The 26039-nt window shown below is 64.5% G+C and carries 22 protein-coding genes; 16 read left to right on the forward strand and 6 right to left on the reverse strand.

Going from position 1 to position 26039, the window contains the following annotated elements; all coding sequences use genetic code 11:
• The first annotated feature begins 62 nt into the window (after window positions 1-62).
• The 10 genes from L21SP4_RS13450 to L21SP4_RS02295 all read left to right on the forward strand — a co-directional run bounded on the left by L21SP4_RS13450 (window position 63) and on the right by L21SP4_RS02295 (window position 13140).
• On the forward strand, window positions 63-584 hold the full coding sequence (locus L21SP4_RS13450) for an ASPIC/UnbV domain-containing protein (RefSeq protein WP_082116462.1): 522 nt from the start codon (window positions 63-65) through the stop codon (window positions 582-584).
• Entirely contained in the window at window positions 581-2998 is a 2418-nt protein-coding gene (locus tag L21SP4_RS02255; RefSeq protein WP_052881142.1) for a carboxylesterase family protein, read from the forward strand. Before L21SP4_RS13450 ends, L21SP4_RS02255 begins: the two co-directional genes overlap by 4 nt.
• A 2-nt stretch (window positions 2999-3000) precedes the next feature.
• Window positions 3001-5334, forward strand: coding sequence for an extracellular catalytic domain type 1 short-chain-length polyhydroxyalkanoate depolymerase (locus L21SP4_RS13055; RefSeq protein ID WP_074041345.1), 2334 nt, complete (start codon window positions 3001-3003; stop codon window positions 5332-5334).
• Window positions 5335-5512: 178 nt separating this feature from the next.
• Window positions 5513-6052 (forward strand): type IV toxin-antitoxin system AbiEi family antitoxin, encoded by a 540-nt coding sequence (abiEi, locus tag L21SP4_RS02265; protein WP_096335049.1) that lies wholly within the window; start codon window positions 5513-5515, stop codon window positions 6050-6052.
• Entirely contained in the window at window positions 6039-6902 is an 864-nt protein-coding gene (locus L21SP4_RS02270; RefSeq protein WP_052881144.1) for a nucleotidyl transferase AbiEii/AbiGii toxin family protein, read from the forward strand. Before abiEi ends, L21SP4_RS02270 begins: the two co-directional genes overlap by 14 nt.
• A gap of 732 nt (window positions 6903-7634) precedes the next feature.
• Window positions 7635-8909, forward strand: a complete 1275-nt coding sequence (locus tag L21SP4_RS02275) for an L-rhamnose isomerase (RefSeq protein ID WP_201774669.1) — start codon at window positions 7635-7637, stop codon at window positions 8907-8909.
• Window positions 8910-8922: 13 nt separating this feature from the next.
• Window positions 8923-9927, forward strand: a complete 1005-nt coding sequence (locus tag L21SP4_RS02280; protein WP_052881145.1) for a D-alanine--D-alanine ligase — start codon at window positions 8923-8925, stop codon at window positions 9925-9927.
• Window positions 9917-10759, forward strand: coding sequence for a cell division protein FtsQ/DivIB (locus L21SP4_RS12800; RefSeq protein WP_052881146.1), 843 nt, complete (start codon window positions 9917-9919; stop codon window positions 10757-10759). The genes L21SP4_RS02280 and L21SP4_RS12800 overlap by 11 nt, the downstream gene beginning before the upstream one ends.
• Window positions 10760-10769: 10 nt before the next feature.
• Window positions 10770-12014: a cell division protein FtsA gene (gene ftsA, locus L21SP4_RS02290; protein WP_052881147.1), complete on the forward strand. Its 1245-nt coding sequence runs from the start codon at window positions 10770-10772 to the stop codon at window positions 12012-12014.
• Complete coding sequence (locus L21SP4_RS02295; protein WP_052881148.1) at window positions 11998-13140, forward strand: cell division protein FtsZ; 1143 nt, start codon at window positions 11998-12000, stop codon at window positions 13138-13140. The genes ftsA and L21SP4_RS02295 overlap by 17 nt, the downstream gene beginning before the upstream one ends.
• Before the next feature lie 435 nt (window positions 13141-13575).
• On the opposite strand, the gene L21SP4_RS12875 is transcribed toward L21SP4_RS02295, so the two are convergent.
• From L21SP4_RS12875 to L21SP4_RS02305, 3 genes are all read right to left on the reverse strand, one after another.
• Window positions 13576-13845, reverse strand: a complete 270-nt coding sequence (locus tag L21SP4_RS12875) for a hypothetical protein (protein ID WP_144413724.1) — start codon at window positions 13843-13845, stop codon at window positions 13576-13578.
• Window positions 13846-13930: 85 nt separating this feature from the next.
• Window positions 13931-14890 carry a tRNA dihydrouridine synthase gene (locus L21SP4_RS02300; protein WP_160300632.1) on the reverse strand — a complete coding sequence of 320 codons (960 nt, stop codon included), beginning with the start codon at window positions 14888-14890 and terminating at the stop codon, window positions 13931-13933.
• A gap of 20 nt (window positions 14891-14910) precedes the next feature.
• Window positions 14911-16614 carry a hypothetical protein gene (locus L21SP4_RS02305; protein ID WP_052881150.1) on the reverse strand — a complete coding sequence of 568 codons (1704 nt, stop codon included), beginning with the start codon at window positions 16612-16614 and terminating at the stop codon, window positions 14911-14913.
• A gap of 114 nt (window positions 16615-16728) precedes the next feature.
• Between L21SP4_RS02305 and L21SP4_RS02310 the strand changes: the two genes are divergently transcribed.
• A complete protein-coding gene (locus L21SP4_RS02310; RefSeq protein ID WP_052881151.1) occupies window positions 16729-18033 on the forward strand; it encodes a hypothetical protein in 1305 nt (434 codons plus the stop codon).
• Between the two features lie 29 nt (window positions 18034-18062).
• Complete coding sequence (locus tag L21SP4_RS02315; protein ID WP_052881152.1) at window positions 18063-18866, forward strand: undecaprenyl-diphosphate phosphatase; 804 nt, start codon at window positions 18063-18065, stop codon at window positions 18864-18866.
• A 4-nt stretch (window positions 18867-18870) separates the two neighbouring features.
• Here the strand turns inward: L21SP4_RS02315 and L21SP4_RS02320 are convergent, their stop codons facing one another.
• Window positions 18871-19209 carry an STAS domain-containing protein gene (locus L21SP4_RS02320; RefSeq protein ID WP_052881153.1) on the reverse strand — a complete coding sequence of 113 codons (339 nt, stop codon included), beginning with the start codon at window positions 19207-19209 and terminating at the stop codon, window positions 18871-18873.
• A gap of 89 nt (window positions 19210-19298) precedes the next feature.
• Here L21SP4_RS02320 and pyrE point away from each other — a divergent pair, with 89 nt between their 5' ends.
• The 3 genes from pyrE to L21SP4_RS02335 are packed head-to-tail and all read left to right on the forward strand — an operon-like array spanning window position 19299 to window position 21567.
• Window positions 19299-19889: an orotate phosphoribosyltransferase gene (pyrE, locus tag L21SP4_RS02325; protein WP_074041351.1), complete on the forward strand. Its 591-nt coding sequence runs from the start codon at window positions 19299-19301 to the stop codon at window positions 19887-19889.
• 46 nt (window positions 19890-19935) lie between these two features.
• The gene (locus L21SP4_RS02330) at window positions 19936-21057 is read left to right on the forward strand and encodes a glycerate kinase family protein (RefSeq protein ID WP_052881154.1); all 1122 of its coding nucleotides are present in this window, start codon (window positions 19936-19938) and stop codon (window positions 21055-21057) included.
• 42 nt (window positions 21058-21099) lie between these two features.
• Window positions 21100-21567, forward strand: a complete 468-nt coding sequence (locus L21SP4_RS02335; RefSeq protein ID WP_052881155.1) for a hypothetical protein — start codon at window positions 21100-21102, stop codon at window positions 21565-21567.
• 53 nt (window positions 21568-21620) lie between these two features.
• Here the strand turns inward: L21SP4_RS02335 and L21SP4_RS02340 are convergent, their stop codons facing one another.
• Window positions 21621-22442, reverse strand: coding sequence for a site-2 protease family protein (locus L21SP4_RS02340; RefSeq protein ID WP_160300635.1), 822 nt, complete (start codon window positions 22440-22442; stop codon window positions 21621-21623).
• A gap of 206 nt (window positions 22443-22648) precedes the next feature.
• Between L21SP4_RS02340 and L21SP4_RS02345 the strand changes: the two genes are divergently transcribed.
• Window positions 22649-24163 carry an asparagine synthase-related protein gene (locus tag L21SP4_RS02345; protein WP_052881157.1) on the forward strand — a complete coding sequence of 505 codons (1515 nt, stop codon included), beginning with the start codon at window positions 22649-22651 and terminating at the stop codon, window positions 24161-24163.
• Window positions 24164-24176: 13 nt separating this feature from the next.
• Here the strand turns inward: L21SP4_RS02345 and L21SP4_RS02350 are convergent, their stop codons facing one another.
• The gene (locus L21SP4_RS02350; protein WP_144413726.1) at window positions 24177-26003 is read right to left on the reverse strand and encodes a sulfatase-like hydrolase/transferase; all 1827 of its coding nucleotides are present in this window, start codon (window positions 26001-26003) and stop codon (window positions 24177-24179) included.
• Between the last annotated feature and the right edge of the window lie 36 nt (window positions 26004-26039).

The following is a 26039-nucleotide window of genomic DNA, read 5'->3' on the forward strand; positions in this document are numbered from 1 at the left end:
TCGATGGTGCCGGAGAGGGCGGGCGAGGTCAAGCCGGAGGAAGCAGAGAGCTCCCCCTGAAAATGCGAAACGTGTCCCGATGGCGACTCCGCCCGGCAATTCGGGTTGCAATAAACTGCGCCGAGGTTCGTTGTGCGCGGCATGACGATGCGTTTCGCGATGATCCTGTGGGTTTGTGTGACGTGCCCGGGACCGGCCGACGAGGTCCGGACGGTTCGGGTGGATGGGGTGGAGCGGCCGCAAATACGCAAGATGATCAGGCTGGCGACGCGGAGGGTGCTCTTGCTTGCTCGGATCTATGCGAACCGAATCGTCAACGACAACCACTGGATCCAGTTGCACGTGGTGGCCGGCCAGCCTGCGCGACCGAGACCCTCTACGTTCCCGGAACACAAACCATCCTCGGCCACGACGAGGTCTGCACCGACTTCTGCTACCGCTCGAAGCGTTCCCCGGTTCTTCACTTCGGTCTTGGGACGACTGATCGCATCGACGTTCTGGTCACCACGCGCACCGGGGCCGAACAGCGATTCCGGGGGGTTCCTGCAGACAAAAGCCACACCCTGGAGATCAGCACGCCATGAAGACGAATTGCATCCTCCTGTCCGCCGTTTTCTCCGTCCTCACCTTTGCCGGCGCCGATGCCCAGACGTCCACCCCTCAGGACCGGTTCGACCGCATTGACCGTAATGGCGATGGCCGGGTGACACCACGCGAACTGCCGCGGGAAGCGTTGTTCAAACGGCTCGACCACAACGGCGACGGGGTCATCGAGAAGGCCGAACTGCCGGGCGGCAATACCCGTCGGCGGAATCGCGCGGCAACCGCGAAAGAGAACGCGCCCGCCATGCCCGAGGAGCCCGCGCACACCGCGCACCGCGACATCCCCTATGCCAAGATCGAGGGCGTCGATCCCGGCCTGCTGAGCCTCGACCTATACGTGCCGAAAGGCAAGGTTACGGCACAGGGCCGTCCGGTGCTCGTCATGATCCACGGCGGCGGCTGGCGCCGCGGCGACAAGGCCAATCGCGCCACGGTCGGCGCCAAGATGCGCCATTTCGTCGGCAAGGGCTACATCTATGCGCCCATCAACTACCGCTTGTCGCCCGCCGAACCCGGCGGCAACGGCGTGCAACACCCGGTTCACGCGCAGGACTGCGCCAGGGCGCTGGCCTGGATTCACGATCACATCGATGACTACGGGGGCGACCCGGCTCGCATCCATTTGATGGGGCACTCCGCCGGCGCGCACCTGGCCGGCCTGATCGGCACGAACGAACGCTTCCTCAAGGCCGAAGGCAAATCACTGGCGATCCTCAAGACCAACGTGTTGCTGGACACCGCCGCACTGGACATCCCGAGCTACCTCGAGGCGCAAGACGGCAAAGGCATGACGGCGCTCTATCACAACGCTTTCACTGACAAACCAGCCAACTGGCGCGACGCCTCGCCCCGGCTGCACGTAAAACCTGACAAGCAGATTCCGCCCACCCTGATCTTCTACGGCGGCACGCGGATGCTCCTGAACCGCTTCGCGCCGGACTTCGCACGCGCGCTCCACAAGGCTGGCACGCCAGCGCAAGCCATCGATGTCGCTCCGCTCGACCACGGGCAGATCAATGCCTTCATCGGTACCGTGGACGACCCGATGACAGCGCTGATCATGCGGCTGCACGCCGGCGAAGATGCTGCAGGATTTCCTGCCCGGATCACCCCCTGCGCCGCGGATCCGGTCGATCGCGAGACCGCGCGGGCCGATAACAACGTAACCTTCGAACGCAGCTATGCCGCAGGGACGCGCGACGCCAGAGGCCGGTTCATGGGGGGCACCGAGACCATGCATCTGGTCGCACATGATGGACACCTGTTCGCCGGTCTCGGCTACTGGACCGATCAACCCGGCAGCGACCCGCGGCCCGGCGCACAGATCCTCCGCAAGGACGGGCCAGAGAAACCGTGGCGCCTGGAACGAAGTTTCCCGGGAGCGGTTCGGATCAACGCGATGACATCCATAAGCTTCTCGGTCGATCGCCGTGGCGAGAAACTGGAATCGCCCGTTACCCTGCTCGTCGCCGACGCCGGGCTGATTCGTTCCCGGCGGTCGGGCGCGCTCGTGTGTTTCGTCAGAAACGATGCATCGGGCGAATGGGAAGAATGTACGATCGCGCCGCAAGCGAATCGCGCTTACATCCGCGCCTTCGGCTTTCATCGGGCCGCCGAGACCGGCGTCGAATACCTATTCGCGGGCACCGGCGCCGGCGAGATCTATCGCGGCAGCTACGACGCCAAGGCTCCCGGCGGCATCCGCTGGCGGGCCAAGCCCGAGTACACCAATCCCGATTTCGACGGCGGCCCGTTCAAACGCTGTCAGGGCTTCACCGTGGCCAACGGCAGGCTCTATGCCTCCGTCTCGCCGCGCCTGCTCGTGCGCCATGACGGCGCCCAGCCCAGGTGGACCGAGGTCTTCCGGTGGAAACCGGAACAGCGCGCTGGTGCCGGCTTGCGCGGGATCACCGCCGTGCCCGCGCCCGACGGCACGCACGAGGTCATCCTCGGCTCCAGGGAACAGGAGGGCCGCATCCTCCGCATCGACCCGGCAGTCGGGCACAAGGTCACCGATGAACTCAACTCGCAGCAATTCCTCAAGGCGCAACGCGGCAGCTTCCGCGGCGGCAGGCTGGTCGCCTACAACCGCTTCATTCCGGGGATGCATCCGGTGACCGGGCAACCGATCCACTGGGTCACCGTGGCGGGAATCAAGCCCAACGACACCCGCGCCGCCTGGCTGCTGATTCGGCACCCCGACGCCACCTACGACACGGTCCGCGTGTTCGATCCGAACCTCGATCCGCATCCGCTGCTCGTCTCGACGCGCACTCTCGAATTCGCCCCCTGGAATCCCCGCGAGTTTTACACCGGCGGCTACGACGGCGCCGCCAACGATCGCAAAAACCACAACACCGCCTGGATCTTTAAGGGCAGCTTGCAAGGGGACTGACCATGATGCGCAGCCTGAGAATCTCCATCGCCGCACTGCTCGTGGGCCTGCTTTGCGGTCATGCGTTCGCGCAAGAGACGAGCAGCACAACGGATCGCTTTCGCCAACTCGACCGTGATCGCGACCGGAAACTCAGCCGGGATGAAGTCGCGGCCATTGCTGGCCTGCGACGTCTGTTTGCCCGGCTCGATGCCGATGGGGACGGCAATCTGTCGGAGGAGGAACGGAGTCGTTTCCCGCGTCTGAAGACACGATTGAAGGGCGCCGACAGAAATGGTGATGGCGCGGTCTCGTTCGACGAATTCCGCATGCATATTGCAGGATGGCTCGCGCCAGTGCAACATGAGCTCCGCGCAGGAAGACTCGCCCCCGGCAAGCATCTGCGCGTGGTACAGGTTGGAGATCTGGAGCGACGTTACCGCGTGCATGTGCCGAAGTCGTACGACGGAGCGAAACCTGTGCCTGTCGTTCTTGCCTTTCACGGCGGCGGCGGGAATCCCGGGAGCATGGTGCGGCTCAGCGGGTTGAATGCCAAGTCGGACGAGGCCGGCTTTGTCGTCGTATATCCCTATGGCAGTGGGCGCGACCCCAATCGCGGTCTCACCTTCAATGCCGGAAATGTCGGCGGCTACGCCATGCATCAGAATATCGACGACGTCGCTTTTACCAGCGCGTTACTCGACGATTTGGCCGACATCATCCACATGGACGAAAACAGGGTTTTTGCCACCGGCATTTCGAACGGCGGCATGATGGCCTATCGCGTCGCCTCGGAACTGTCCGACCGCATCGCGGCTATCGCTCCGGTCGGCGGACCGATGGGCACCGCGGAGTGCAACCCGGCCTCTCCGGTTTCGGTCATCCATTTCCACGGAACCGCCGACGAGTTGGCTCCGTTTAACGGCGGACGGGGCAAAGGCACTTCTAATGTTCCGGCGGCCATGCGTCCGGAGTTCTTTTCGGTAGAACATTCCATCAACTGCTGGGTTGAAGCCAACGGCTGCGCAAAAGAACCCACCGTTACCCCAATGCCTGACACGGCAGATGACGGCATGCGGGTGATCCGCAAGGTTTGGGGCGGAGGGAAGAACGGTTCAGAGGTGGTGCTGTATGAAATTGAAGGCGGCGGCCACACCTGGCCCGGCATGGAACCGCCCGCTGCCATGCTCGGTGAATCCACCAAAGATATCTCCGCCAATGACCTCATGTGGGACTTTTTCCGGAAGCATGCACGCAAGGCCGACCGTCCGCGGAACAGGCAGAAAGCCCCCGGGAATGGCGCGATGGAACTGCTGCGCACTCCGGATGAGCACTTTGCCAAACTGCCCGACTACCCGTTCGAGCCGCGTTATCTTCATGTCGATGATCCGAATCTGCCAGAGGGCAACCGCCGAATCCGCATGCATTACGCGGTCTCCGGTCCGGCCGATCGTCCCACCCTGCTGATGCTCCACGGCAATCCGTCGTGGTCGTATCTCTTTCGCAAAGTTGTACCGCTGATTAACGACGCAGGTTATCGGACAATTATGATTGATTATGTCGGCCACGGGAAATCCGACAAGCCTTCGTGCGAGTCGGACTACACCTACGACCGGCATTTGGAATGGATATACCAGGCATTCAAGCAGTTGGACGACGATCCTGAACTTGGTCTCAATCAAGTCGTCCTACTCGGTCACGATTATGGTCATCCGTTGGGCGCCCTGGGCTTACCCCCATCTTTGGGCCACGGATCGCTGAAAATAAGGTGGAACCTGCGCGTCCCCGATTCCTCTTTTCGCGGTCAGCGTCCGGCACCGGTCGTTCTGTTCAGTCATGGATTGGGCGGGTCCCGGGAGGGCAGTGCGTATCTTGGGTATCATTGGGCAACTCGGGGATATGCGGCGGTGTTTCTGCAGCATCCCGGCAGTGACACCTCGGTGTGGAAGGATCAGCCGATGGGGAAGCGGATGTCGGCGATGAATGCGGCGGCCAGCGGGAAAAACTTTATGCTGCGAGTGAAGGATGTACCCGCCGTGCTGGATCAGCTTGAGACATGGAACCGGAGCGAAGAGCACGCACTGGCGGGACGGCTGGATATGGAAAAGGTCGGCATGTCCGGGCATTCCTTCGGGGCCGTAACAACCCAGGCGGTCAGCGGACAGACGTTTATGCGCAGACCCCTGTTTACGGATGCGCGGATTGATGCGGCGGTGGTGATGAGTCCCAGCAGCCCCCGGGCCGGATCCGCGACCGGAGCATTCGGACACGTGGCCACGCCGTTCTGCATTTCGACTCCGTCTCGATTCCGAAGTACGCCTCATCGGGAGTTCGGGGCTCGGAAATCTAAGGATTGAACGAGGGAGCGCACTGTGGTCCAACGGCGGACACGGAGGGGGCGACAGGCTTCGACGTGTAGCGGTCAAACCGATGCTTACGTTATAACGACTCTTTTCGCAGGCCGGCTGGTCAAAATTAACAAAACAGAAAGTTGCATAAAGTGATACTTTCTGTTTACCTGGCGGCATGCAACCCATGTTCAAGCTGATTAGAGACCTCCGAGGCTTGCCGGAGTCGACGAAGCGTATTTTTGCTTTGCAGGACCTAAAGGCACTGCTTCCGGCCCATGGGCCGGATGCCTTCAAATTGGTGATCACCCGTTTGCAAAAGCGCGGCGAGTTGAACCGGCTGTGCCGCGGAATCTATATGCTGCCCGACTGCGCCTTAAAGGGCAGCGACCTTCTCGGGCACGTGGCGGCCCGGCTGCGTGCCGCACAGTTTAATTATGTAAGCCTTGAAACCGTCTTGAGCGCGGCGGGGTTGATCTCGCAGATTCCGCTAAGCAGGATTACGCTCATGTCGTCCGGACGATCCAGCGTGATTTCATGCGGCAGGTACGGGGAAATCGAGTTTGTACATACCGGCAAAAAGGCTTCAGAACTGGCAAGGGAATTAACATATTCAGCCCAGCTGCAGAACTGGCAGGCATCTGTAGCGCTGGCTCTGCAGGACATGAAAGATACCCGTCGGGATACCGGAGTGGTGGATTGGGAGGCGGCACGTGAGTTTATTTGATCGGTTGGTAGAACAGGCAATGCAGTCGGAACGGGCGTTGGGCATCGTGCGCCCGGCGCTTGAAAAGGAACTTCTGCATCATGACATACTGCGCGAAATGAACCGTGGCGGCTTGATGGATGGTTTAACCTTTATCGGAGGGACCTGCCTGAGAACCTGTTACGGATCTCCACGACTGAGTGAGGATCTTGACTTTACCGGCGGCTGTGATTTTGAAGCCGGTCAGCTGGCCGATTTGGGAACGGTCCTCGAAAATACCTTGCTGGAAAAATATGGACTGGACATCCATGTCGACGCTCCGTTTCGGGAAGAGGGCAATACACATACCTGGAAGATCAGGATACAGACCCGACCGGCCTCGAAGCATCTTCCGGCTCAGCGCATCCATATTGATATCTGCGCATTGCCGAGTCATCAGTCACGCCCGTCCCTGCTGAGGAATCCTTGCGGAGTGAACATGGGAACAGAGGGGCTGATTCTGCAGGTAGAGTCCCGCGAAGAAATTCTGGCGGACAAATGGGTGGCACTGGCTCTTCGTCCGAACCGCATCATGTACCGTGACCTCTGGGATATTCTATGGTTGACCCGGCAGGACATACGGATGGACCCTAATCTGGTATATCAGAAACTAGATGATCGAAACGTCCCCGGCACTGTTTTTTCCGCAGCCTTGCATGAGCGGGTCAGTGCACTGGAAAACGATCTGCAACACCGCCGGTTGTTTCGGCAGGAAATGGAAAGATTTATTTTCGCATCGGATCAGAGAGAGGTACTAGGGGATTCCGGATTTTGGAATGGGTTGGTATTCCAGTTGAAGGAACAATCCAGGCATCTAATGGATAAGATATGAGCGATTATCCTATATCCGTCCGTTCCGATTTAGCCTGTTTTATTACAACGGGGTCGGACCTGCGCATGTTGTTGCTAATATATATGTTACGTATTATTGGCGGCCATATAGCCCCTCAAAACCGCAGACAGGGTCAGCCCGCACATTGCGTCATTTAGAATGACGAAAAGTTTGGCTCTTCGCAGATTTTTGTGGTGGCCCCGCTTCGCGGGTCTGCGGGCCTACTACGAGCGTGAAGAAGTTCGTAGTAGCGCCGTAAGCCTGCCCCCCGGCAGGCCAGGCGCGTGAAGATAACGGCCCTGGTCCTGCTTCGCGGACCTGCGGGCCGACTACGAACGCAAGAGAGAGCGCACCTTTTCTTTGCCTGTGCTCTTCTCATTCATCTTTGCGGTCCCGGCGCCTTGGCGAGAGTCATTTCTTGTATTTTCGACCACGGATTACCCCGGGGGAGGGGGATCGCGCCTTCGGCGCTCCGAGTACGAGTACGAGTGCGAGTACGGATTATGTTCACCCCTTCATGGCCTTCATGGTCTATCCCATCCCGACAACGATGTTCACTCAGGCGGACCCTTTCCCCTGCGACAATGAAAAGGGTTCCGGCTTTATTCCCGCCGGCTCAAAGGGTACAGTACCGTCTTACGCTTTGCGGTGGCCCGATCCGGGATCGGGGTTCGGCGGCCGGAGCCGGTTCGTCCGCCCCTGAGTGAGAAATATAAAACAAAGGAGAGCATCGTGAGTTACGGGGAAACTGAAATCCGGAAGATGTACGAAATGGCGAAGGAGCGTTACGCGGAGTACGGCGTGGACGTCGATGCCGCGCTGGAGCGCGCGCTCGAAATCCCGGTCTCCATGCACTGCTGGCAGACCGACGACGTGGTCGGCTTCGAGACGAAAGAGGAGGGACTCGACGGCGGCGGGATCATGGCCACGGGCGGCTACCCCGGCCGCGCCCGCAACGGCGACGAGTCGCGCGCGGATCTCGAACAGGCCATGGCGCTCATCCCCGGTAAGGCCCGCGTCAATATTCATGCCATCTACGCCGAAACCGGCGGCAGGGTCGTCGATCGCGACGCCCTGGAGCCGGAACACTTTTCCGCCTGGATGGACTGGGCGCGCGCGCAGGGCGTGGGCCTCGATTTCAATCCCACGTTCTTCGGTCATCCGAAGGCGGACGACGGACTGTCGCTCTCTCACCCCGATCCGGCCATCCGCCGGTTCTGGGTCGATCACGGCCATGCCTGCCGGAAGATCGGCAAGGCGATGGCCGAGAGCCAGGGCGGACCGTGCTGCGTGAACTGGTGGATCCCGGACGGGACCAAGGATTATGCCGCCGACCGCTGGAGCCCCCGCGAGCGCCTGATCGAGTCGTACGACGCCCTGTTCAAGGCCGGGGACGACAGTGCCGGCTGCCTCGACTTCGTCGAGAGCAAGCTCTTCGGGATCGGCAGCGAGGCCTACGTGGCCGGCTCGGCCGAATTCTACAGCAACTACGCCCTCAGCCGCGGCGTCGGCCTCTGCCTCGATATGGGCCATTTCCATCCCACCGAGGAGATCTACGACAAGATCTCCAGTCAGCTGCTCTTCCAGCAGAACCTCCTGCTGCACGTCAGCCGGCCGATGCGCTGGGACAGCGACCACGTGGTGCTCTTCAGCGACGACCTGCAGCGGGTCTTCCAGGAGGTCCAGCGCGGATCGGCCTGGGACCGCGTGTTCGTGGCCGAGGACTTCTTTGACGCCTCGATCAACCGGATCGCCGCCTACGTCATCGGCACCCGCGCCGTCCGCAAGGCGATCCTGATGGCGCTGCTCGAACCGGTGGACCAGCTCAAGGCCTTCGAGAACGAGGGGCGCTGCGCCGAGCGGCTCGGCCTGATGGAAGAGGAAAAGACCCTTCCGTTCGCCGCCGTGTGGGACATGCTCTGCGCGCGGGCCGGCGTGCCGGTCGGCGGGGCCTGGATGGAGCGCGTGCGCGAGTACGAACAGGAAGTCCTCAAGACCCGCGGGTGAAGCCGTGCGTGACATGCCGCCGCGACGTTATTCACGCGTAGCCGTCCTGATGGGCGGTACGGCGTCGGAGCGAGAGGTCTCGCTCCGCTCCGGCGCGGCCGTGGCGAAAGGGCTGCGCGAACGCGGATTCGAGGTCACGGCGATCGACGTGCGTGACGAGAACCCCGCGATCCCGGAGGGCGTCGAGGCGGGGTTCATCGCCCTGCACGGGGCGTTCGGCGAGGACGGCGGGATTCAGCGGGTGCTCGAGCGGCGCGGAATCCCGTACACCGGATCCGGGCCGGAATCCAGCGCGCACTCGTTCGATAAGCGGCTCACGCGTGCCGCGTTCCTGCGGTCCGGCATTCCGGTCTGCCCGGGGTGCGCGATGACCGCGGACGGGGACGGGGTGGAGATGACGGAAGACGGCGGAGCGCCGCGCCGGGTGAAGCGGAGCGGGCTGGCGGAGGAACTGGATCGATCGCTGCGCCGCCCGCTCGTCGTCAAACCCGCCTGCGAGGGATCGAGTATCGGACTGCGGATCGTGAACGGCGGCGGCGATTTGGACGCGGCGCTGGACGAGGCCTTCTCGCACGGCCCGGGTGCGGTCGCGGAGCGGTTCGTCGCCGGCCGCGAACTCACGGTCGGTCTGGTGAACGGCGAGGTGCTTCCCGAACTGGAGATATGCGCTGCGGGCGGGTGCTACGATTTTGCGGCGAAGTACGAGACGGGCGAGACCCGTTATCTCGTGCCCGCGCCCGTGGAGGACGGCATCGCCGAGCGCTGCCGGGAGCTGGCGGAGCGAGCTTTCCGCGTACTCGGGGCGCGCGGGTTCGGGCGGGTCGATTTCCGCATGGACGCCGGGGGGGAGCTGTACGCGCTCGAGCTGAACAGCATTCCCGGCTTCACGGAGACCAGCCTGCTGCCCAAGGCGGCGGCCGCGGCGGGCGTCTCCTTTGCGGAGCTGTGCGAGCGGATCATGAACACGGCGGTCCTCGGGGAACCCGGGGATGAACGGGAACAGGAACATGGCGCGTAGAACCGTGAGCAAAAAGAAGCGGCGCGGCACCGGCCGCGCGTCCCGCCGGGGTAAAGGCGGAAGCGGCGCGGGAAGGGTTTTCGTGGCGGTCGTGTTCGCGGCGGTCGTGATCCTCGCCGTGTGGGGATGCGTGGCGGGCGTGCGCGCGGCGGGACGCTCCCTGTTCGCGGGAAACGGCCACTTCCGCTGCCGCGAGATCCGGGTCTCGACCGACGGACGCCTCGACCGCGCCCGGATCCTTGAATACGGGGGGCTCAAGGACGTCGAGAACATCTTCGAGCCGGAACTGGGTAAAGTCCTCGAACGCCTGTCCACCGTGCCGATGATCGAGTCCGTGACCGTCAGCCGCGATCTCCCCGGAACCCTCCTCGTCGATGTGCGCGAGCGGGTCGCCGTGGCGAGGCTGGGGGGGGGCGGCCCGCGGCGCTACCCGCTGCCCGTGGATCGCTTCGGCGTCGTGCTCCCTCCGCGGCGCAACTCGGACAAGCTGCCGGAGATCCGCGGCCTGGAGGAAAACGACAGGCGCACGCCCGGGGATCGGATTGAAGGCCCCGCCATGGAGCGGGCCCTGAGGCTGCTCGACATCCTGCGGCGCGAGAAGTGGGGGGCGCATATCGACCCGGCCGTCCTCGATGTCTCCGGGGCGGAACGCATCGAGCTTCGTCTCCGGAATCGTGTACGGGTGCTGCTGCCGCCCGGGCGCGAATCCACCCTTCTCCGCCGCCTGAGGCGGCTGGTGGCGATTCTGCAGATCGCGGAGGATCACGGTCGTGCGCTGGCGGAGGTGGATCTTACGGCGGACGGGATCAATGTGCCGGTGACCTACCGGTGAGGAGTGCCTGATGAAGTCGGAACCGCTGGCGGTCATAGAGGTCGGGACGAGCCGCGTCCGCGTGCTGATCGGCGAGATGCGCGAGCGCGGCAGCCTCATGATCCTGGGGTACGGCGAGAGCGCGTCGCGCGGAGTGCGCAAGAGCGAGATTATCGATTACGGCTCCGCGGCCGACGCGCTGCGGACCGCCGTGGACCAGGCGGAACAGAGCGGGGACACCGATCTCCACCGCGCGCTGCTGATTATTTCGGGCGGCGGGATCGAGAGCCGGACGATCGGCTGCGCCGTGCCGCTCGAAGGACCCGAACGGCTCGGCCGTAAAATCACGCCGGAGGACATGGAGTACGTCCGTTCGATGACCATGAAGACCCCGGAACCGGCCAACCGGGTCCGGCTTCATGCCCTGGAACGGTATTACGGCGTGGACGACCAGCGGCAGATCCTGAATCCCGAGGGTATGTACGGGAATCATCTCAACCTGGACATGCTTTCCATCTACGCCCGCACCTCGGTGGTCGACAATTTCAGGAGCCTGCTGGAGGACATTGATATCGACTGCGAGGGCGTGGCGTACAGTGGGTTGTGTCTGGCGCACGGCCTTCTCACCGAGGAGCAGCGGCAGGCCGGTGCGGCGGTGGTCGACATGGGCGGAGGGACCACCAATGTGATGGTTTATCACGAGGGACGTCCCTGCGCGGCGGAGTCGGTCGCCGTAGGGGGGGCGCACGTGACCTGCGACCTGATGCGCGCGCTCAACCTCTCGTTCCGGCAGGCCGAGACCGTCAAGCGCGAGGAGGGGCGGGCGCTGGCGGATCATCTCGACACCGCCGGACGCATCTCGGTGTCCTCCGATGGGGAAGGGTTCGGGGGATGCGTGGTGCGGCGGCGGAGTCTGCAGAAAGTGATTGAGGTCCGCGTGGAGGAGACGTTTCAGGTGATCCAGTCCCTGCTCCGCGAACGGGGGGTGCTCGACCTCCTCGGGACGGGCGTGGTGCTGGCCGGGGGTGGGTCCTGCCTGGAGGGGGTTCCCGACGCGGCGCATCGGGTCTTCGATACCGCCGTCCAGACGGGCCGGGTGATGGACGTGATCGGCCTCCCGGGCGCGGCGGAAAGCGTGCAGTACGCGGTGGCGGTCGGAGGTCTGCGAGTGGCGGCGGAACAGAAGACCGCGCCGCGCAGACGGCGAAGCGGCGGAAGGCTGTGGCCGGGTGTGTTGCGCCGGCGGAAGAGGAGGGGTGATGGCGGAGGTTCCTGAGGTAAACATGCCGCGTATCATGCTCCTCGGGGTCGGAGGCGCGGGGTTGAATATCCTCGGCCGCGCCCGCGCCCTGTGGCCCGAGGGCCTGCGCCTGGCCGCGATCGACACGGACGCGCAGCATCTGTCCTGCTGCGGCGTGCCGGAGACGCGGCTGATCGGCGAAACCGTGACCCGTGCCTTCAGCACGGGGTCCAGCCCGGACCTCGGCCGCCGCGCGGCGCAGTCCGATGCCTCCGGTATCCGTGCGATGATCGGCGATCTCGACCTCCTGTTCGTGATCGCGGGGCTGGGCGGCGGAACGGCGTCCGGCGCACTGCCGCAGATCATCCGCTGGGCCCGCGCGGACAATATCATGACGATGACCTTCGCGGTCATGCCGTTCGAGTTTGAACCGGAGGCGGCGAGGCGGCACGCCGAGCAGGCCCTGCAGGAACTCCGGGCGGCGTCCAATGTGGTCGTTCCCGTACGCAACGATCTCCTGGCGGAGGAAAACGACGAACGGACGATCCAGGAGTCGCTGGCCCTTGCGGATCGGTGGATCCTGCCGGGCGTGGCCGCGCTGGCGCGTATTTTCTGCGAGGACGGTGTGATCAACCTGGATTTCGGAGCAGTCGGCGCCATGCTGCAGGGCGGGGAGGGGCAGGCGGTGTTCGCCTGCACGGAAGTGGACCGCGAGGCCGCGTCGGGGGCGGTGGAGCAGCTGTTCCGCCACCCGCTGCTCGGCGGAGACGAGTCGATCGGCCGTGCACGCGGCGGGCTGATCGGTTTGACGGCGGGGAATGATTTCCGCCTGACCGAACTGCGAAGCATGGTCTCGGAATGGAGCGCCCGCCTGCCCGAACCCGCGGTCCGCAACTGGGGCGTGTCGTTGAACGAGGGGATGAGTGCCCGGCTCGGGCTGGTTACGCTGCTGATGCTCGCGCCGGAGGAGGAAGAGGAGGCCGGGGAAGAACGGCAGGACGGCGGGGAAGGGGAGCGCCGGGGTCGGCGTCCCGTGCAGATCGAGATGGATATCGACGCCAGCCCGCGCGGCCCCTTCGCGAAACTCGAACCCACGCTCTTCCGCGGACAGAACCTCGACGAACCCACCTACCTGCGGCGCAATATCAGGATTTCCCGCTGACGCAGCCCGCGCCCTCCGGGAAAAGATAACGGCCCTGGTCCGCTGCGCGGACCTGCGGGCCTACTACGAACGTAAGAGAGAACGCACCATTTCTTTGCCTGTGCTCTTCTCATTCATCTTTGCGATTTCCGGGTAGGGCGCGATCTCTCCGCCTTCGGCCCTTTATGCCTTCGGCGGACAGGCTAAGCGCGCCGGGTCTGCGGACGGCCTTCTGCTGTCCAGCAGAATCCCTGCCTTCACATGAAGAACATGAAGGTGGGTTGAGGGGGGTGAACATAATTCGTACTCGTACTCGTACGCGTACTCGGAGCGCCGAAGGCGCGATCCCATCCCCCGATTCAAGGAATTCGAGTACGAGTACGACGGGACGCGAGCGGATTTCCCGTCGCCTCACCACAAAAAATTACGTAGAACCAACTTTGGCCTGTATTTCGCTTAGAGGCACAGTTTTTCGGCGAGAAGATATCCTTCCCGCCCTCCGTATTGACGCAGACCGCGAACGATCTCCGGGACGTCGGAAAGGGTGACCCGCAAATCATCACGCATATACCAGAAGCATCGGGCATAATAGCGGTGGAATGCCTTCTGCGCTTCGCGTACCCGGATCATGTCCCGGGATTGCTCCGCTGTAAGCGTCCGGCGACTCTTTAAACCACCCTTGCGCCCGATCTCTGAAAGATACGCTCTTACCTCCCGGTTGCTCATGGGTATCGCCGTAAGCGGATTACGGTGTGAAGACAAGGGAGAGTTCCAGAAAAAGAGAAACGCTGATCAAGGCCGGCCGGTTATTTCATCGGGACGCCTCGTCCAGCACCCTCGCCGCGGCTTCGCGAAGTTCCTCCGGCGAGCGGGCGTGTTTGATCCGGTCGAAGGCGGCGTCGCCGTGCGGCAGTCCCTGCGCGAGATAGCTCCACAGTTCCTTCATCCGTCCGGTGACGGAGCGGGGCGGAAGTTCGTCGCAGTAGACCCGGAGCAGGTCCTCGTGAAATGCGCGCAGCTTCGGGAGATAGTCGGGAAGTACCGTTCGATCTCCAACGATCATTTCCGCGAGGAAGGGATGGATCAGGAGGCCGCGGCCCAGCATCCAGGTCCGCTGACGGGGCAGGGCGGCGCGGAAGCGCCTGAAGTCGCGGACGGATAGGAGGTCGCCGTTATACCAGACCGGCGCCGTAAAGGCCTGCGCCAGGCGGCGGAACGTCTCGAGGTCGGCGCAACCCGTGTACATCTGCTCCGCGGTGCGCGGATGGATCGTGACGTGGGCGAGGGGATACGCGTTCAGCCGCGGAACAAGGGCGTCCAGCTCGTCCAGCCGTTCGATGCCCGGGCGGACTTTGATCGACAGGGAGACGGGCAGACGGGGACACACGGTGTCCAGAAAGGAGAACAGCCGGTCGGGATGCGCGAGCAGCCCGCATCCGCGGCCCTTTTTCCTGATCTTTTTCCAAGGGCACCCGAGGTTCAGGTTCAGTTCGTCGCAGCCGAGATCGGCGACGATGTGCGCCAGTTCGAGGAAGGGTTCGGAATCGGACGTCAGCGCCTGCGGGATCACGCGCCAGCCGGGTGCCGGGTCGCCGAGATGACGCCTCACGCGTTCGGGTCGGAGGCGGGAGGTTCGGCTGAGGGCGATGAACGGGGTCACGGCGCCGCGTAGTCCCCCGCTGTGCTTCCTCCAGACCGCGCGGAATTCGGGGGTGGTGATCCCGCGCATCGGCGCCATCCAGAGTTCGGGTCGTGTTCCGGAATCGCTCATAGGGAAGGCTCGTCCGCCGTTCAGAGTTCGACCGTATGACGCAGCCCCTTGGATGAACGCCACTCGAGACGTTCGTCCTCCAGGATCAGCGCAGCGCGCTCCGGCGTGCATTCCAGCGTGATCGGCCGCTCCGGCGTGCGGTGGCGAAGTACGGCGGCACAGGTGACCGCCTTCTCGAGGCCGTCGCCGCGGCCGAAGTTCCACACCTCGTCCGGCTGCGCGGCTCGCGTCCCGTCGTAAATCGAGTCGTCGGGAAGACGGTCGAGATAGTCGCGCAGACCGTCAAGCGTCAGGTCCTTCGCCCCCTCGATACACACCGGGTTGCGCTCCAGCGCCGCCTTCATGAAGGGTTCCCAGTCGGTCGACGCAAGATCGCGGTAGGCGTAGAACGCCAGGTCGGCGGTCGCGCTCGCGGCGCGCAGCTCCGTCAGTCGGTCGATGACCTCCTCGCGGTTCATGTCGGGGTGGAGGTCGATGGCCGCTTCGGTTTCGTGTCTCTTGGCGGAGAGGTCGGGGAGGCGCGGTGCCACGTGAACGAACGCCGCCAGCCGCTCCAGGATTTCCGGCGCGCGATTGTGCGGGCACTGCATCCGCTCGGCCAGCGCGCGCAGCGAATCGCGGTCGTAGGAGCGGATCGGGTTCCGCTCCAGATAGTCGGCCAGCTCCTGCAGGCAGATGCGTCCCTCGAGCGGGTTGGAGTAGAACTCGTATTCATCGATCTCCGAGAGCAGGTGATCCGAAGTGGTGTCGTTCACGCGGTACGAGGACGCGTGTTCGTAATGATAGGCCGTTTCCGCGGGCAGGTAGCGCGTCTTCCCGTGATGTTCGTGGCGGAGCTGGAAGCACACCTGGAACTCCCGGTGCAGCCGCAGGAAATTGGCCAGCACCTCGTAATCGATCCGTTCGCGCGTCAGGTAGGACTGCAGCCGGCCGGTGAATTGATCCCAGGCCTGTTCGTCGATCGTGCGCACGGGGTGGATCAGGTGGATCCAGCCCGTGGGGTGGGAGACGATCGTCACGCGTTCATTGCGCAGGGCGCGCTGGGCGCGGGCGCTGAGTTCGGTCCCGTTGTACCACATGGTTTTGGTGACGACGCGGCGGTTGTTGGTGAGGACTCCGTCGGCGACATCGATGAAGTTCTGCGAGTGCAGGGGCGTGGCCATCAGGTAGATCTGCTCGAGCGGGATACGGCACACCACGAACAGGGCCGCCGCGTAGAGCGTCGAGAGCGAGACGCATTCGCCCGCGCCTTCCGTGTAACCCTCTTTGTGCCGGAAGGCGTGCATCGCCTCCAGCGTCTCCGTTTTCCAGTACGGGATGATGTCCTCTTCGTAGGAGTCGAGCCCGAAATGGCGGCGGATATCGATGTCGAAGTAGTACCGGTCGCCCTGGTATCCGAACAGCGCATTGCTGCGGGCGATGGCCTCGGGGTCCATGAAGGGGCTGAACCGTTCGATTTCGCGGTTCTTGTGCGTCAGCCCCCAGGTCTCGAGGTCGAGGTTGAACTCGAAATGATCCATGATGAACTGCTTCAGCCGCATCACTTTCCTGTACGGGGTTTTGCGATCCAGCTTTCTGAACCAGCGGTCCCGGCGCCATTCCCACAGCAGTGGCGACATGATGTTCGCCAGCACCAGGGCATAGAGCAGGCGGGGAAAAACGAAGATCTCCATGTCGGAGAGCGTGACGGCCGAAGAATAACGTTCGAGTTCGTCCGCTTTCATGAATCTCCCGAATGTTAAGGGTGGGTTAGGTCAGCGCTTTGCCGGCACACGCAGGTCGTGCCGATTTTGCTTTGAACTGACGGAGGGAAACTATCATATTGCAGTTCCGTGTCTATGAAGAACGACTCGCAACCCGGTCCGGAACAGTCCGAGGAGAGCACTCCGGACCTGCGGGAGCAATTGGCCGACCTGAATCTGGCACCCGACTGGGTTAAGCGCGATCCGAAGACGCCGTCGCCGCGAAAGGACACCGGCGGGAAGCCGCGCCGCTCCGGCGCCCGGAAAGCGGAGAGGAGGCCCGCGAGGAAGGAGACGCGGCCCCGGCGCGAAAGGCAGCCGAAGCGGGACTCCGCGAAGTCGAAGCCAACCGGGCGCGGCGGGGCGCGGCCTGCGCCCCCCGTCGAGCTTCCCTACCGCGTAACCTTTCTGCCCGACCAGAAGCGTCTGTCCGCGCTCGCGCAGCGGCTGCACCGCTCGCGGCGCGCCTATCCGCTGGCCGCCCTGGCGGAGAAGTTTCTCTCTGATCCCCGTTTCTACCGCATTAAGCTGGAGTGCGAACGCGGAGGGGAGGCGCCGCCCCTGTTTCAGTGCCGGCAGTGCGGCTCGGTGGCGCGTTCGGAGGAAAGCGCGGTCGAGCACGCCGTGGCGGCGCATTTCAACGAGTATTATGTCTGCGAAGAGATCGAACAGCCGCCCCCGGAGGGACAGTTCAACTGCGTGGGACGCTGCGGCCTCTCCGGCGAGCTGCTGGGACCGCCCAACTATCACCTCTACCACCGCAGCGTCCGCGAGCTGTACGAGAGGCGCTTCGCCCACATGAGCTTCGAGGACTACGAGCGGAAGATCGAAGTCCTGCACGACGCGGAGCTGGTCGACCAGTGGAAGCAGCAGGCATGTACAACCCGCCGCTACCGGCTCCGCGAAGGGGCGGGGAGCGAGACGGCCGCGACGCTGGATCGCCCTGAAGCGGAACAGCGGTTCCGCGAGCAGGTGGGCCCGGACCTGATCCGGAAGCTGCGCCGCGCGGTGATGCCCGCCGCCGCGATGGAGGGGATGACGGACCGCGACCTGCGGGCCTTTCTGCGTCGATTCGACGAGCGGGAGAAAAACTTTCCGCTGTCGATGATCATCTCGCTGCGCGCGGCGTTCAAGCATATGAAGCTGTACGTCTTCAAAATGGACGGCAAGGTGAACTACGTGAGCTCGATCATGCCGGCGGCGCTGAAGACCGGCAAGGTGGCCCCGGACATCGAAGCCCTGATCGAGGAGATCGGACGCGCGGACCGGTGCACGGCGGACGACCTGCTCCGCGGCGACGGCGATACGGATCGGAGCCGTTCGTCGGCACTGGGATGGCTGATCGATAAGGGACACATCATTGAACGGCATGACGGAAGGCTCGTCCTTCCGCCGCGCTGAAGAACGTACCGCAGAAGGGATTGCTGAGTGTGACCATCCTCCAGATTCTCGTGCTGGCGCTCATTCAGGGCATCACCGAATTCATCCCCATCAGCAGTTCCGGCCATCTCGTGCTGGTCCGCCAGATGATGCACTGGTCGGATGAGGGGGGCGTCCTGCTCGATACCGTGCTCCACGCAGGCAGCCTGCTGGCGATCCTGGTCTATTTCCACCACGACTGGTGGAGTATGCTGCGGGCGCTGCTGCGGCCTGCCCGCATGACGGCCGAGGACCGCGGGCACCGGAAGACGCTGAGGATGCTCATTCTCGCGACGCTTCCGGTGGTCCTGGCCGGACCCTATCTCTACTCGCGCATGGCCGATGTCCGCCACGGGCATATCGTGGGGGCGGTGATGCTGAGCTGCGCCTTCTGCTTTATTTTCGCGGAATACTGGAAGCGGTCGCGACCGCCCGGGATCGGGTGGAAAACGGCGCTGGCGATGGGGATCGCCCAGATCTTCGCCCTGTTCCCCGGCGCTTCGCGCTCGGGCCTTACGACCAGTACCGGCGTCTTATGCGGAAAGGCGCGCACCGAGTCGGCGCGGTTCGCCTTTATGATGGCGGTGCCCGCCATCCTCGGCGCAATGGTGTTCCAGGTGTTCAAGCTGTTCGACGGATCCATGGACGGTCTGCCGCTGCTCCCGCTCCTGGCCGGATTCGCGGTCTGCTTCCTCGTGTCCATGGCCTGCATCCACTTCCTGCTCCGGTTCTTTCGGAGACACACGCTTTCCACATTCGCCGTATACCTCTTCGCCGTCGGAAACCTGATCCTGGCTTTGGAAATCGGGTTCTGAGGACTCAGCGCAGTGCGTCGAGGGCATCGTCCAGCGCGGGGAGGATATCGAAGATATTCTGCGCGCGGGTGATGTCGAAGATGAGGCGGGCGGACGGGCGTACCGCGCACAATTTCAGATCGCCGCCTTTCTGGATCATGGAGCGCAGCGCGGAGATCAGGGCCCCGAGCCCCACGCTGTCGAGCTGCGGGACGCCGCTCAGATCGACGACGCCGAGCGTGCAGGCGGATCGCCCGGCGCGCTCTTTGAAGAGAGTCCGGAATCGTTCGGCCCCCTGGCCGGCCAGCTCGCCGTCCGGGCGCGCGATGAGTACCCCGTCACGCTCTTCAAATTGGACATCCATAACGCGGTTGATAGTATGCGGAAGTGTACAGCCCGTCAACCAGTCGGCCGCCGAGCCGGATTCAGGGCGTGGTGCGAAAGGAGTTCGACATGGAGGATCAGAATGAAATGACCGGTCCCGCCTGGGATCGGTTTCGTGAAACCGGTGCGTTGCTCGAGGGGCATTTCGAGCTTCGTTCGGGCCTGCACAGCGACCGTTTTATCCAGGCGGCCATGCTGCTCCAGTATCCTCAGCATGCCGCCGAGGTCTGCCGGGCGCTGGCCGGGAAGCTGCGGGAAGCATGCCCGGCGATGGAGCCCGAGACGGTCATCGCTCCCGCCCTCGGAGGGATCGCGGTGGGCCATGAAATGGGCCGTGAACTGGGCACCCGCTTCATCTTCGCCGAAAAAGAGGAGGGCGCTCTCGCCATGCGCCGGTTCAGGATTCGGGAGGGCGAGCGTTTTCTGGTGGCCGAGGACGTGGTGACCCGCGGCGGACGCGTCCGGGAGACGATCGATATCGTGCGCGCGCACGGCGGGGTCGTGGAAGCCGTGGCGGTGCTCGTGGATCGCAGCGGCGGTACGATCGATTTCGGGGTGCCGATGATTGCGCTGCTCGAGTGCAGCCCGACCACCTGGAACCCCTCGGAGTGTCCGCTCTGCGCGAAAGGGGACCGGCCCGTACACCCGGGCAGCCGCTGATGCGAAAGGATGCACGGGTGCGGTCGCCGGAAGCTCCGTAACGCTCATGAACCTCGTGGTCGCATTCGATTCGTTCAAAGGCACCATGAGTGCCGCCGAGGCCTGTGCCGCGGCGGCGGACGAGCTGCGGGCACGGCACCCGGGATGGCGGGTGGTCGAGGTCCCGATGGCGGACGGAGGCGAGGGTACGGCGGAGGCGCTGTGCGTCGCCCGCGGCGGCGCATGGAAGACGTGCCGGGTCACGGGCCCGCGGCCGGACCAAAGCGTGGAGGCCCGCTGGGTATGGATGGCCGCGGACCGTACGGCCGTGATCGAGATGGCGGAGGCGGCGGGCCTGACGCTGCTTCAGGAGCGGGAGCGGGATCCGCTCGTCACCACCACCTTCGGCGTAGGTGAACTGATGGCCGCCGCCGCGGCCGGGGGGGCGGAGCGTATCGAACTCGCCGTGGGCGGCAGCGCGACGGTGGACGGCGGTACGGGGGCGGCCGCGGCGCTGGGATACCGCTTCTCCGGGCCGGACGGACGCGATCTGCCGCCGGGCGGAGGCAGTCTCGAGCGGCTGGCGACGATCGTTCGCCCGTCTTCGCTCACGCTGCCGCCCGTCGAGGTCCTGTGCGATGTCGATAATCCGCTCTGCGGTCCGGAGGGCGCCGCCGCCGTGTACGCGCCCCAGAAGGGGGCTTCGTCGGAGGGCGTGGCGCGCCTGGAACGCGGATTGGGCCGTCTGGCCGAAGCGGTGAATACCGACGGTGTCTGTCCCCGCGGGCTGGAGCGGGCGGCCGGCGCCGGCGCGGCCGGCGGACTGGCCTACGGCGCGGCCGCGCTGCTCGGGGCGCGCCTGGTTTCCGGGGTGGATGCGGTGATGCGCGTGGCGCGACTCGAGGCACACTTGCGGGATGCGGACTGGGTGCTCACCGGCGAAGGACGGCTGGACGAGCAGTCCGCGCGCGGCAAGGTGGTCGCCGGCGTCAGCCGCAAAGCCCGGGAACAGGGGGCCCGGGTTGCGGCGGTGGCCGGCGCGGTCTCGCTGCCGGAGCGTCACGCCCGCGAACTCGCGCTGGAGGAAATCGCCTCTCTGGAGGAGGCCTGCGGCGCGGAGACGGCGCGCCGCGATCCGCAGAAGGCCCTCAGGACCGCCGTGCGGAACTTGACTTTCCACGCCGAATAAACGACCCTTGCGGCTTTTGATGCACAACGCTGTGAGAACCTTATGACAGAGCAGAATCACGATCGGGAGCCGCCCGAGGAGCGGGTGGTGGACGATTTCTATTCGGGGACCTATTACCGTAAAAAAAGACCGCGTTCATCGAACGGGCGCTCCTCGCGGAAGCGCGAGCGGCGGACGGATTCGTTTGATGAAAGCGGGGAGAAGGTACGCCGCCCCCGCAGCAACAACCGCGGTATGGCGCGCCTGATGCGGCGCTTCAAGCGGTCCCCGGATTTCCGCATGAGGATGCTCTGGATCCTGGCCGGTCTGCTGATCGCGGCGATACTTGCGGTCGCGCTGATCGAGGATCTGAAATACCGGCGCATCGAGAAGCAGCGTCAGCGGGAAGAACTGGCGGAGGAGCGGGCCCGGGCGGCGAAGGAGAAGCCCGAGGACGAAGATGTCCGCGCGAGCGATAAGTTCCTGTTCGACCAGCTCCGCGAAATCGAAGGCGGCGCCGGAGAGGAATAGTCCCGCTCCGTCCACCTGTTCTGTGCGCGAAGGCAGGCCCGTCCGGCCCTCACTCAGGAGCGTGAGCCCGTGATCCGGCGCCAGAGGGCTCGAGCCCGCGCCCGCCACGAATCGAGCGGGGACCGCTTCTGAGCGTAGGGCGGGGGGCCGACGCTGATTTCCGTTTCCTCCACTCCGGGGTTCCCGTAGCGTTGCGGCCCGCCGAATCCTTCCCCGTAGAGCGGGTGATGCTGCTGGCGCACCAGCCGGTATTCCGCACCCGCCGCCTGGAAGATGAAGACCGCGATCAGGACCAGGATGAGATTGCCGTTGAAAAGGCCGACGATGCCGAAGACGACGGCCAGACTGCGGCCTATTTTCGAAGCGATGCGCGTGGCTTCCAGCCGTCCCTTGCGCGGGGTGAGCCACGCCCGGAAAATGCGTCCCCCGTCCATCGGAAAAGACGGCAGCAGGTTGAACAGCGCCAGCACGAGGTTCAGCACGGCCAGCGACAGCGCGACGAAAGCAGCCAGTTCAAGCCCCAGCGATCCGGACAGCAGGTAGAGGCCGAAGGCCGCGGCGGACAGGCCCAAGCTGACCAGCGGACCCGCGATCGCGATTTTGAATTCGTCCGCGGGGTCGCGCGGCAGGTTGCTCATCTTCGCCATCCCCCCGATCGGGAGGAGCATGATTTCGCTTACGGTGCAGCCCTTGCGGAGTGCCACCCGCGAGTGTCCCAGTTCATGCAGCGCCACACTGGTGAACAGTCCGAGGGCGATGATGAGCCCCAGCGGCCCCTGCCACACGAGAAAGAGCAGCAGCATCAGCAGCAGCGTGAGGTGCACCTTGATCGGTATGCCTGCGACCGTCGCTATCCTGTAGGAGCCTTTGATCATGATAAAAACTGACATGGTGATTAAGGGGGTGTTCAAAGACAAGGGAAAAGGTTCCCGCTGAATCCGGAACGCGGCCGGTCTCGAAATCGAACGCTGCTCTCTTGCATGCTCGCGGCAACCCTGTAAGGTGTGAAGGCTCAACAACAGGGCGCGCGGGCGACCACGAACGTCCGCGCCGCGCAGATGCACTTCAACCGGGAGGACTTATGAGTGGTTTCGCCGTCGGATGCGGAGAGCCCGATCGAGAGAGTATCGAACAGATGATGGGCAGGATCGCCCATCGCGGACCGTTTCTCTACGGCGTCCGCGAGAGCGGCGCCGTGATGGCGGGACAGAATTACCTGCACGCCGACGCCCCGCAGGCGCGCGACGGCGCTGAGGTTCCGTGTCACGATGACGGCGGACGGTTCGTGACCTGGGACGGTCAGATCGGCAATCTCCCTGCGCTCGCCGAGGAGGAGGGCGTCCGGCCGGGGGCGTTCCGCGAAGAGCGTCTGCTCCTTCACCTCTACGAACATCACGGCGCGGACATGTTCAAGTTTCTCAACGATGCCATCTTTACCTGCGTCGTCTGCGACAACGGCCGGATGCTGGCGGCCCGCGATCTGCTCGGCATCAAGACCCTGTTCTACGGGCGCAGGGACGGCACGCTCTATCTCGCGTCCGAACTCAAGGCGCTGTGCGCGATTACCGACGATGTCAACGAGTTCCCCCCCGGTCACTGCATGGACGAGAGCGGTGCGCTGAAACCGTTCGCCTCGCTGCCGGAACCCCCGCAGCCCGTCCGCGAGGAGACCGAAGCCATTATCGCCAAAGTGCGCGATATCATTCAGCGGAGCTTCGATGCCCACGTGGATTTCTCCGCGCCCACGGCCTCGCTGCTGAGCGGCGGAATGGACAGCAGCGTCATCGCCTGCCTCGCCACCGATGCGCTGCGGCGGCGCGAGGGGCCCGGAGCGCGCCTCAAGACCTACGCGATCGGCGTGGGCGAGAGCGGGGACATCCACAACGCCCGGGTGGTGGCCGAGCACCTGAACACCGATCACGAGGAGCTGCTCGTGACCCTGGAACAGGTCATCGAGGCTCTCCCGGACGTGATCTATAACCTCGAATCGTTCGACCCCTCGCTGGTGCGCAGCGCCGTCGCGAACTTCCTGATCTCGGGCAAGGCCCGGGAGGCGGGCTACGAGGTGCTGCTCTCCGGTGAGGGCGGCGACGAGATCTTCTGCGGCTATGCCTATCTGAAGGACCGCCCGCTCTCCGAACTTACGGAGCAGCAGATCCAGTGCCTCGGATATCTGCACAGCAACGCCTCGCTGCGCCTCGACCGGATGAACCTCGGGCATTCGATGCGCGTGGTGGCGCCGCTGATTTCGGGCGAGCTGCTCGACTACGCCCTGACCCTGCCGCCCGACGTCAAACTGCATGAAGAAGAGGACGGCACCAAAGTCGAAAAGTGGATCTTCCGCAAGGCGTACGAACCCGACCTTCCGGACGTGATCACGAAACGGCTCAAGGCCGAATTCTCGCAGGGATCGGGATCGGCGGGCGTCATGCCGCAGTACTTCGAGGACCGGTACAGCGACGAGGAATTCGCCGCGGCGCAGAAGCAGTACTCCTTTGTGCGCAGCAAGGAGGAGTGGTACTACTTCAAGCTCTTCCGCGAATACTTCGGCGACGGCAAGGCCGCGCAAACCGTGGGCCAGTGGCCGAAGCTGTAGGATCCCGACGTTCCTACGCGGAGATCGCGGAGCCGAAATGCCAGATTTGAAGCGGATCGGCTCCGGCGTCGTCCCGCGGATAAAAAGCGATCCATTCGATCTCGATCGTGCCGGGACCGGAGGCGGGCATCAGCCAGATGCGTTCGGGCGCGGCGTCGTGCGGCAGCACCGCTTCATAGGGACGCCAGATGCCGTCCGGCCGCAGGGGAAAGGCGAGGGTGCGGGCCGCATCTCCCGCGTCCCCTGCTTCGCGCCAGCCCCAGCGGGCCTCGCCGTCGGCGGCACAGCGGATGCGGGCGCGAATGCTCACCGGCACGAGATCTTCACGCAGTGCGCTGTACAGCCGTACCCCGGGTCCCCGGCACTCGATGCGCAGAAATTCCGGCGTCGCATACAGCCGGCCGGGGCCGTCGATGAACCACCCCGCGGCGCGACCCGCTTCGACTTGCCGCGCGGCCCGGCGGTCTTCCTGAAACGTGGTCCGCCGCCAGCGTTGCAGTGACGCTTCATGCCGGCTGGAAACGGCGAGTTTTGTTTTTATCCGGCGGAGTCGGTGGGCGGCCAGGTAGGCGTGAGGGGCCATTTCACGGGAGACGCGCCGACACGTCCCGTCGCCCTCGTCCGGTCGGCAGCGCCAGAGGCGGTCGTCGCCGTCGAGCATCCAGTCGCGGGTGCGGACCAGTTGACGGTCGGCCCAGGGCGCGTAAATCCAGGTCCGGATGCTTCCGGGTTCGCCGCGGAGCGCCGGGACGAAACTCTTTCCGTCCAGTTCGTAATCCCCGGGAATGGAAGCCCCCGCCAGTTGTGCCAGCGTCGGAAAGATATCGGTGTGATCCACCAGGGCCGGGCTGGGAGGGAGCGAGGGAATACGGCCCGGTCCCCATACGATCAGCGGTACGGCGGCGCCCCGCTCACCGTAGATTCTTCCTTTCCCGAAGAACGGGCTTCCATTGTCCGCCGTGAATACCACGATCATGTCGCGCTCGAGACCCGAGTCGACGAGGTTCTGCATGAGCGCGCCGATGCCCGCGTCGATATGCTCCACGGTGTCCTTCAGGGTTCCGGCCTCCGTCTCGGTGCCCGGCACGGGGGGCCAGGTCACCACGCCTCCGGGTTCGAGTTCCGCCCGCCGGCCGAGGGTCATCGCGTAGTGCATGAAGACGGGTGCGGAGGCGACCCGCGAGGTGTGATGCGCCAGGTACGATCTGAAGAGGTCGGGGCCGTAGTGCTCTTCATCCGCGGCGTACCTGTGCCCGTTGATCCGCAGCTCCGGGTTCCGGTGCCAGGAGGGGAGGCCGCGCAGGTGTGCGTCCGGAGTCGCTCCCTGCACGGTCGACGGCTCGCCGCCGAACAGCCGGCGGACACCGGGCGCCCAGACACAGCGGTTCCGGTATCCGTGCTGCATCGGCGATTCCGGGAACAGCCATTGACCCGCGAGGAAGGTGTCATAGCCCGCATGCTGCAGCAGCCGCGCCAGGGTGAGGTTGGACTGCGAAACGACATATCCGCGTTCGCCCGCCGCCGGACGCATGAATTCATGGTACCAGCCGGTTCGAAAGGGGTAGCGACCGGTGCACAGTTCCACTCTCGCCGCCATGCCGGAGGGGGATCCCCAGCACGTTTGGAATCGGACCCCCTCCGAGGCCAGCCGGTCGAGATGGGGGGTCCGGTGCGATGGGTGACCGTAGCATCCGAGTTCGCGGGCCGATATGTTGTCCGCCGTGATCAGCAGAAGGTGCGGGGAGGACGCCCCGCGATCCGCGGCGGCGCCGCCGCCCGCCGCGCTCCACGCCGCCGCGCCGCCCGCCCCCGTGATGAATGTCCGTCTGCTGTGTGCCATGAAAAAATCCGCCAAAAAACAAGGCTCTCCTATCTA

This window comes from Kiritimatiella glycovorans, assembly GCF_001017655.1.
Taxonomy (GTDB): Bacteria; Verrucomicrobiota; Kiritimatiellia; order Kiritimatiellales; family Kiritimatiellaceae; genus Kiritimatiella; species Kiritimatiella glycovorans.

What these genes read in the sequence shown, in the direction of transcription:
- L21SP4_RS13450 (WP_082116462.1), top strand. Translation starts at nt 63, where the DNA reads ATGCGAAACGTGTCCCGATGGCGACTCCGCCCGGCAATTCGGGTTGCA.
- L21SP4_RS02255 (WP_052881142.1), top strand. Translation starts at nt 581, where the DNA reads ATGAAGACGAATTGCATCCTCCTGTCCGCCGTTTTCTCCGTCCTCACC.
- L21SP4_RS13055 (WP_074041345.1), top strand. Translation starts at nt 3,001, where the DNA reads ATGATGCGCAGCCTGAGAATCTCCATCGCCGCACTGCTCGTGGGCCTG.
- abiEi (WP_096335049.1), top strand. Translation starts at nt 5,513, where the DNA reads ATGTTCAAGCTGATTAGAGACCTCCGAGGCTTGCCGGAGTCGACGAAG.
- L21SP4_RS02280 (WP_052881145.1), top strand. Translation starts at nt 8,923, where the DNA reads ATGCCGCCGCGACGTTATTCACGCGTAGCCGTCCTGATGGGCGGTACG.
- L21SP4_RS12800 (WP_052881146.1), top strand. Translation starts at nt 9,917, where the DNA reads ATGGCGCGTAGAACCGTGAGCAAAAAGAAGCGGCGCGGCACCGGCCGC.
- ftsA (WP_052881147.1), top strand. Translation starts at nt 10,770, where the DNA reads ATGAAGTCGGAACCGCTGGCGGTCATAGAGGTCGGGACGAGCCGCGTC.
- L21SP4_RS02295 (WP_052881148.1), top strand. Translation starts at nt 11,998, where the DNA reads ATGGCGGAGGTTCCTGAGGTAAACATGCCGCGTATCATGCTCCTCGGG.
- L21SP4_RS12875 (WP_144413724.1), bottom strand. Translation starts at nt 13,845, where the DNA reads ATGAGCAACCGGGAGGTAAGAGCGTATCTTTCAGAGATCGGGCGCAAG.
- L21SP4_RS02300 (WP_160300632.1), bottom strand. Translation starts at nt 14,890, where the DNA reads ATGAGCGATTCCGGAACACGACCCGAACTCTGGATGGCGCCGATGCGC.
- L21SP4_RS02305 (WP_052881150.1), bottom strand. Translation starts at nt 16,614, where the DNA reads ATGAAAGCGGACGAACTCGAACGTTATTCTTCGGCCGTCACGCTCTCC.
- L21SP4_RS02310 (WP_052881151.1), top strand. Translation starts at nt 16,729, where the DNA reads ATGAAGAACGACTCGCAACCCGGTCCGGAACAGTCCGAGGAGAGCACT.
- L21SP4_RS02320 (WP_052881153.1), bottom strand. Translation starts at nt 19,209, where the DNA reads ATGGATGTCCAATTTGAAGAGCGTGACGGGGTACTCATCGCGCGCCCG.
- pyrE (WP_074041351.1), top strand. Translation starts at nt 19,299, where the DNA reads ATGGAGGATCAGAATGAAATGACCGGTCCCGCCTGGGATCGGTTTCGT.
- L21SP4_RS02330 (WP_052881154.1), top strand. Translation starts at nt 19,936, where the DNA reads ATGAACCTCGTGGTCGCATTCGATTCGTTCAAAGGCACCATGAGTGCC.
- L21SP4_RS02335 (WP_052881155.1), top strand. Translation starts at nt 21,100, where the DNA reads ATGACAGAGCAGAATCACGATCGGGAGCCGCCCGAGGAGCGGGTGGTG.
- L21SP4_RS02340 (WP_160300635.1), bottom strand. Translation starts at nt 22,442, where the DNA reads ATGATCAAAGGCTCCTACAGGATAGCGACGGTCGCAGGCATACCGATC.
- L21SP4_RS02345 (WP_052881157.1), top strand. Translation starts at nt 22,649, where the DNA reads ATGAGTGGTTTCGCCGTCGGATGCGGAGAGCCCGATCGAGAGAGTATC.
- L21SP4_RS02350 (WP_144413726.1), bottom strand. Translation starts at nt 26,003, where the DNA reads ATGGCACACAGCAGACGGACATTCATCACGGGGGCGGGCGGCGCGGCG.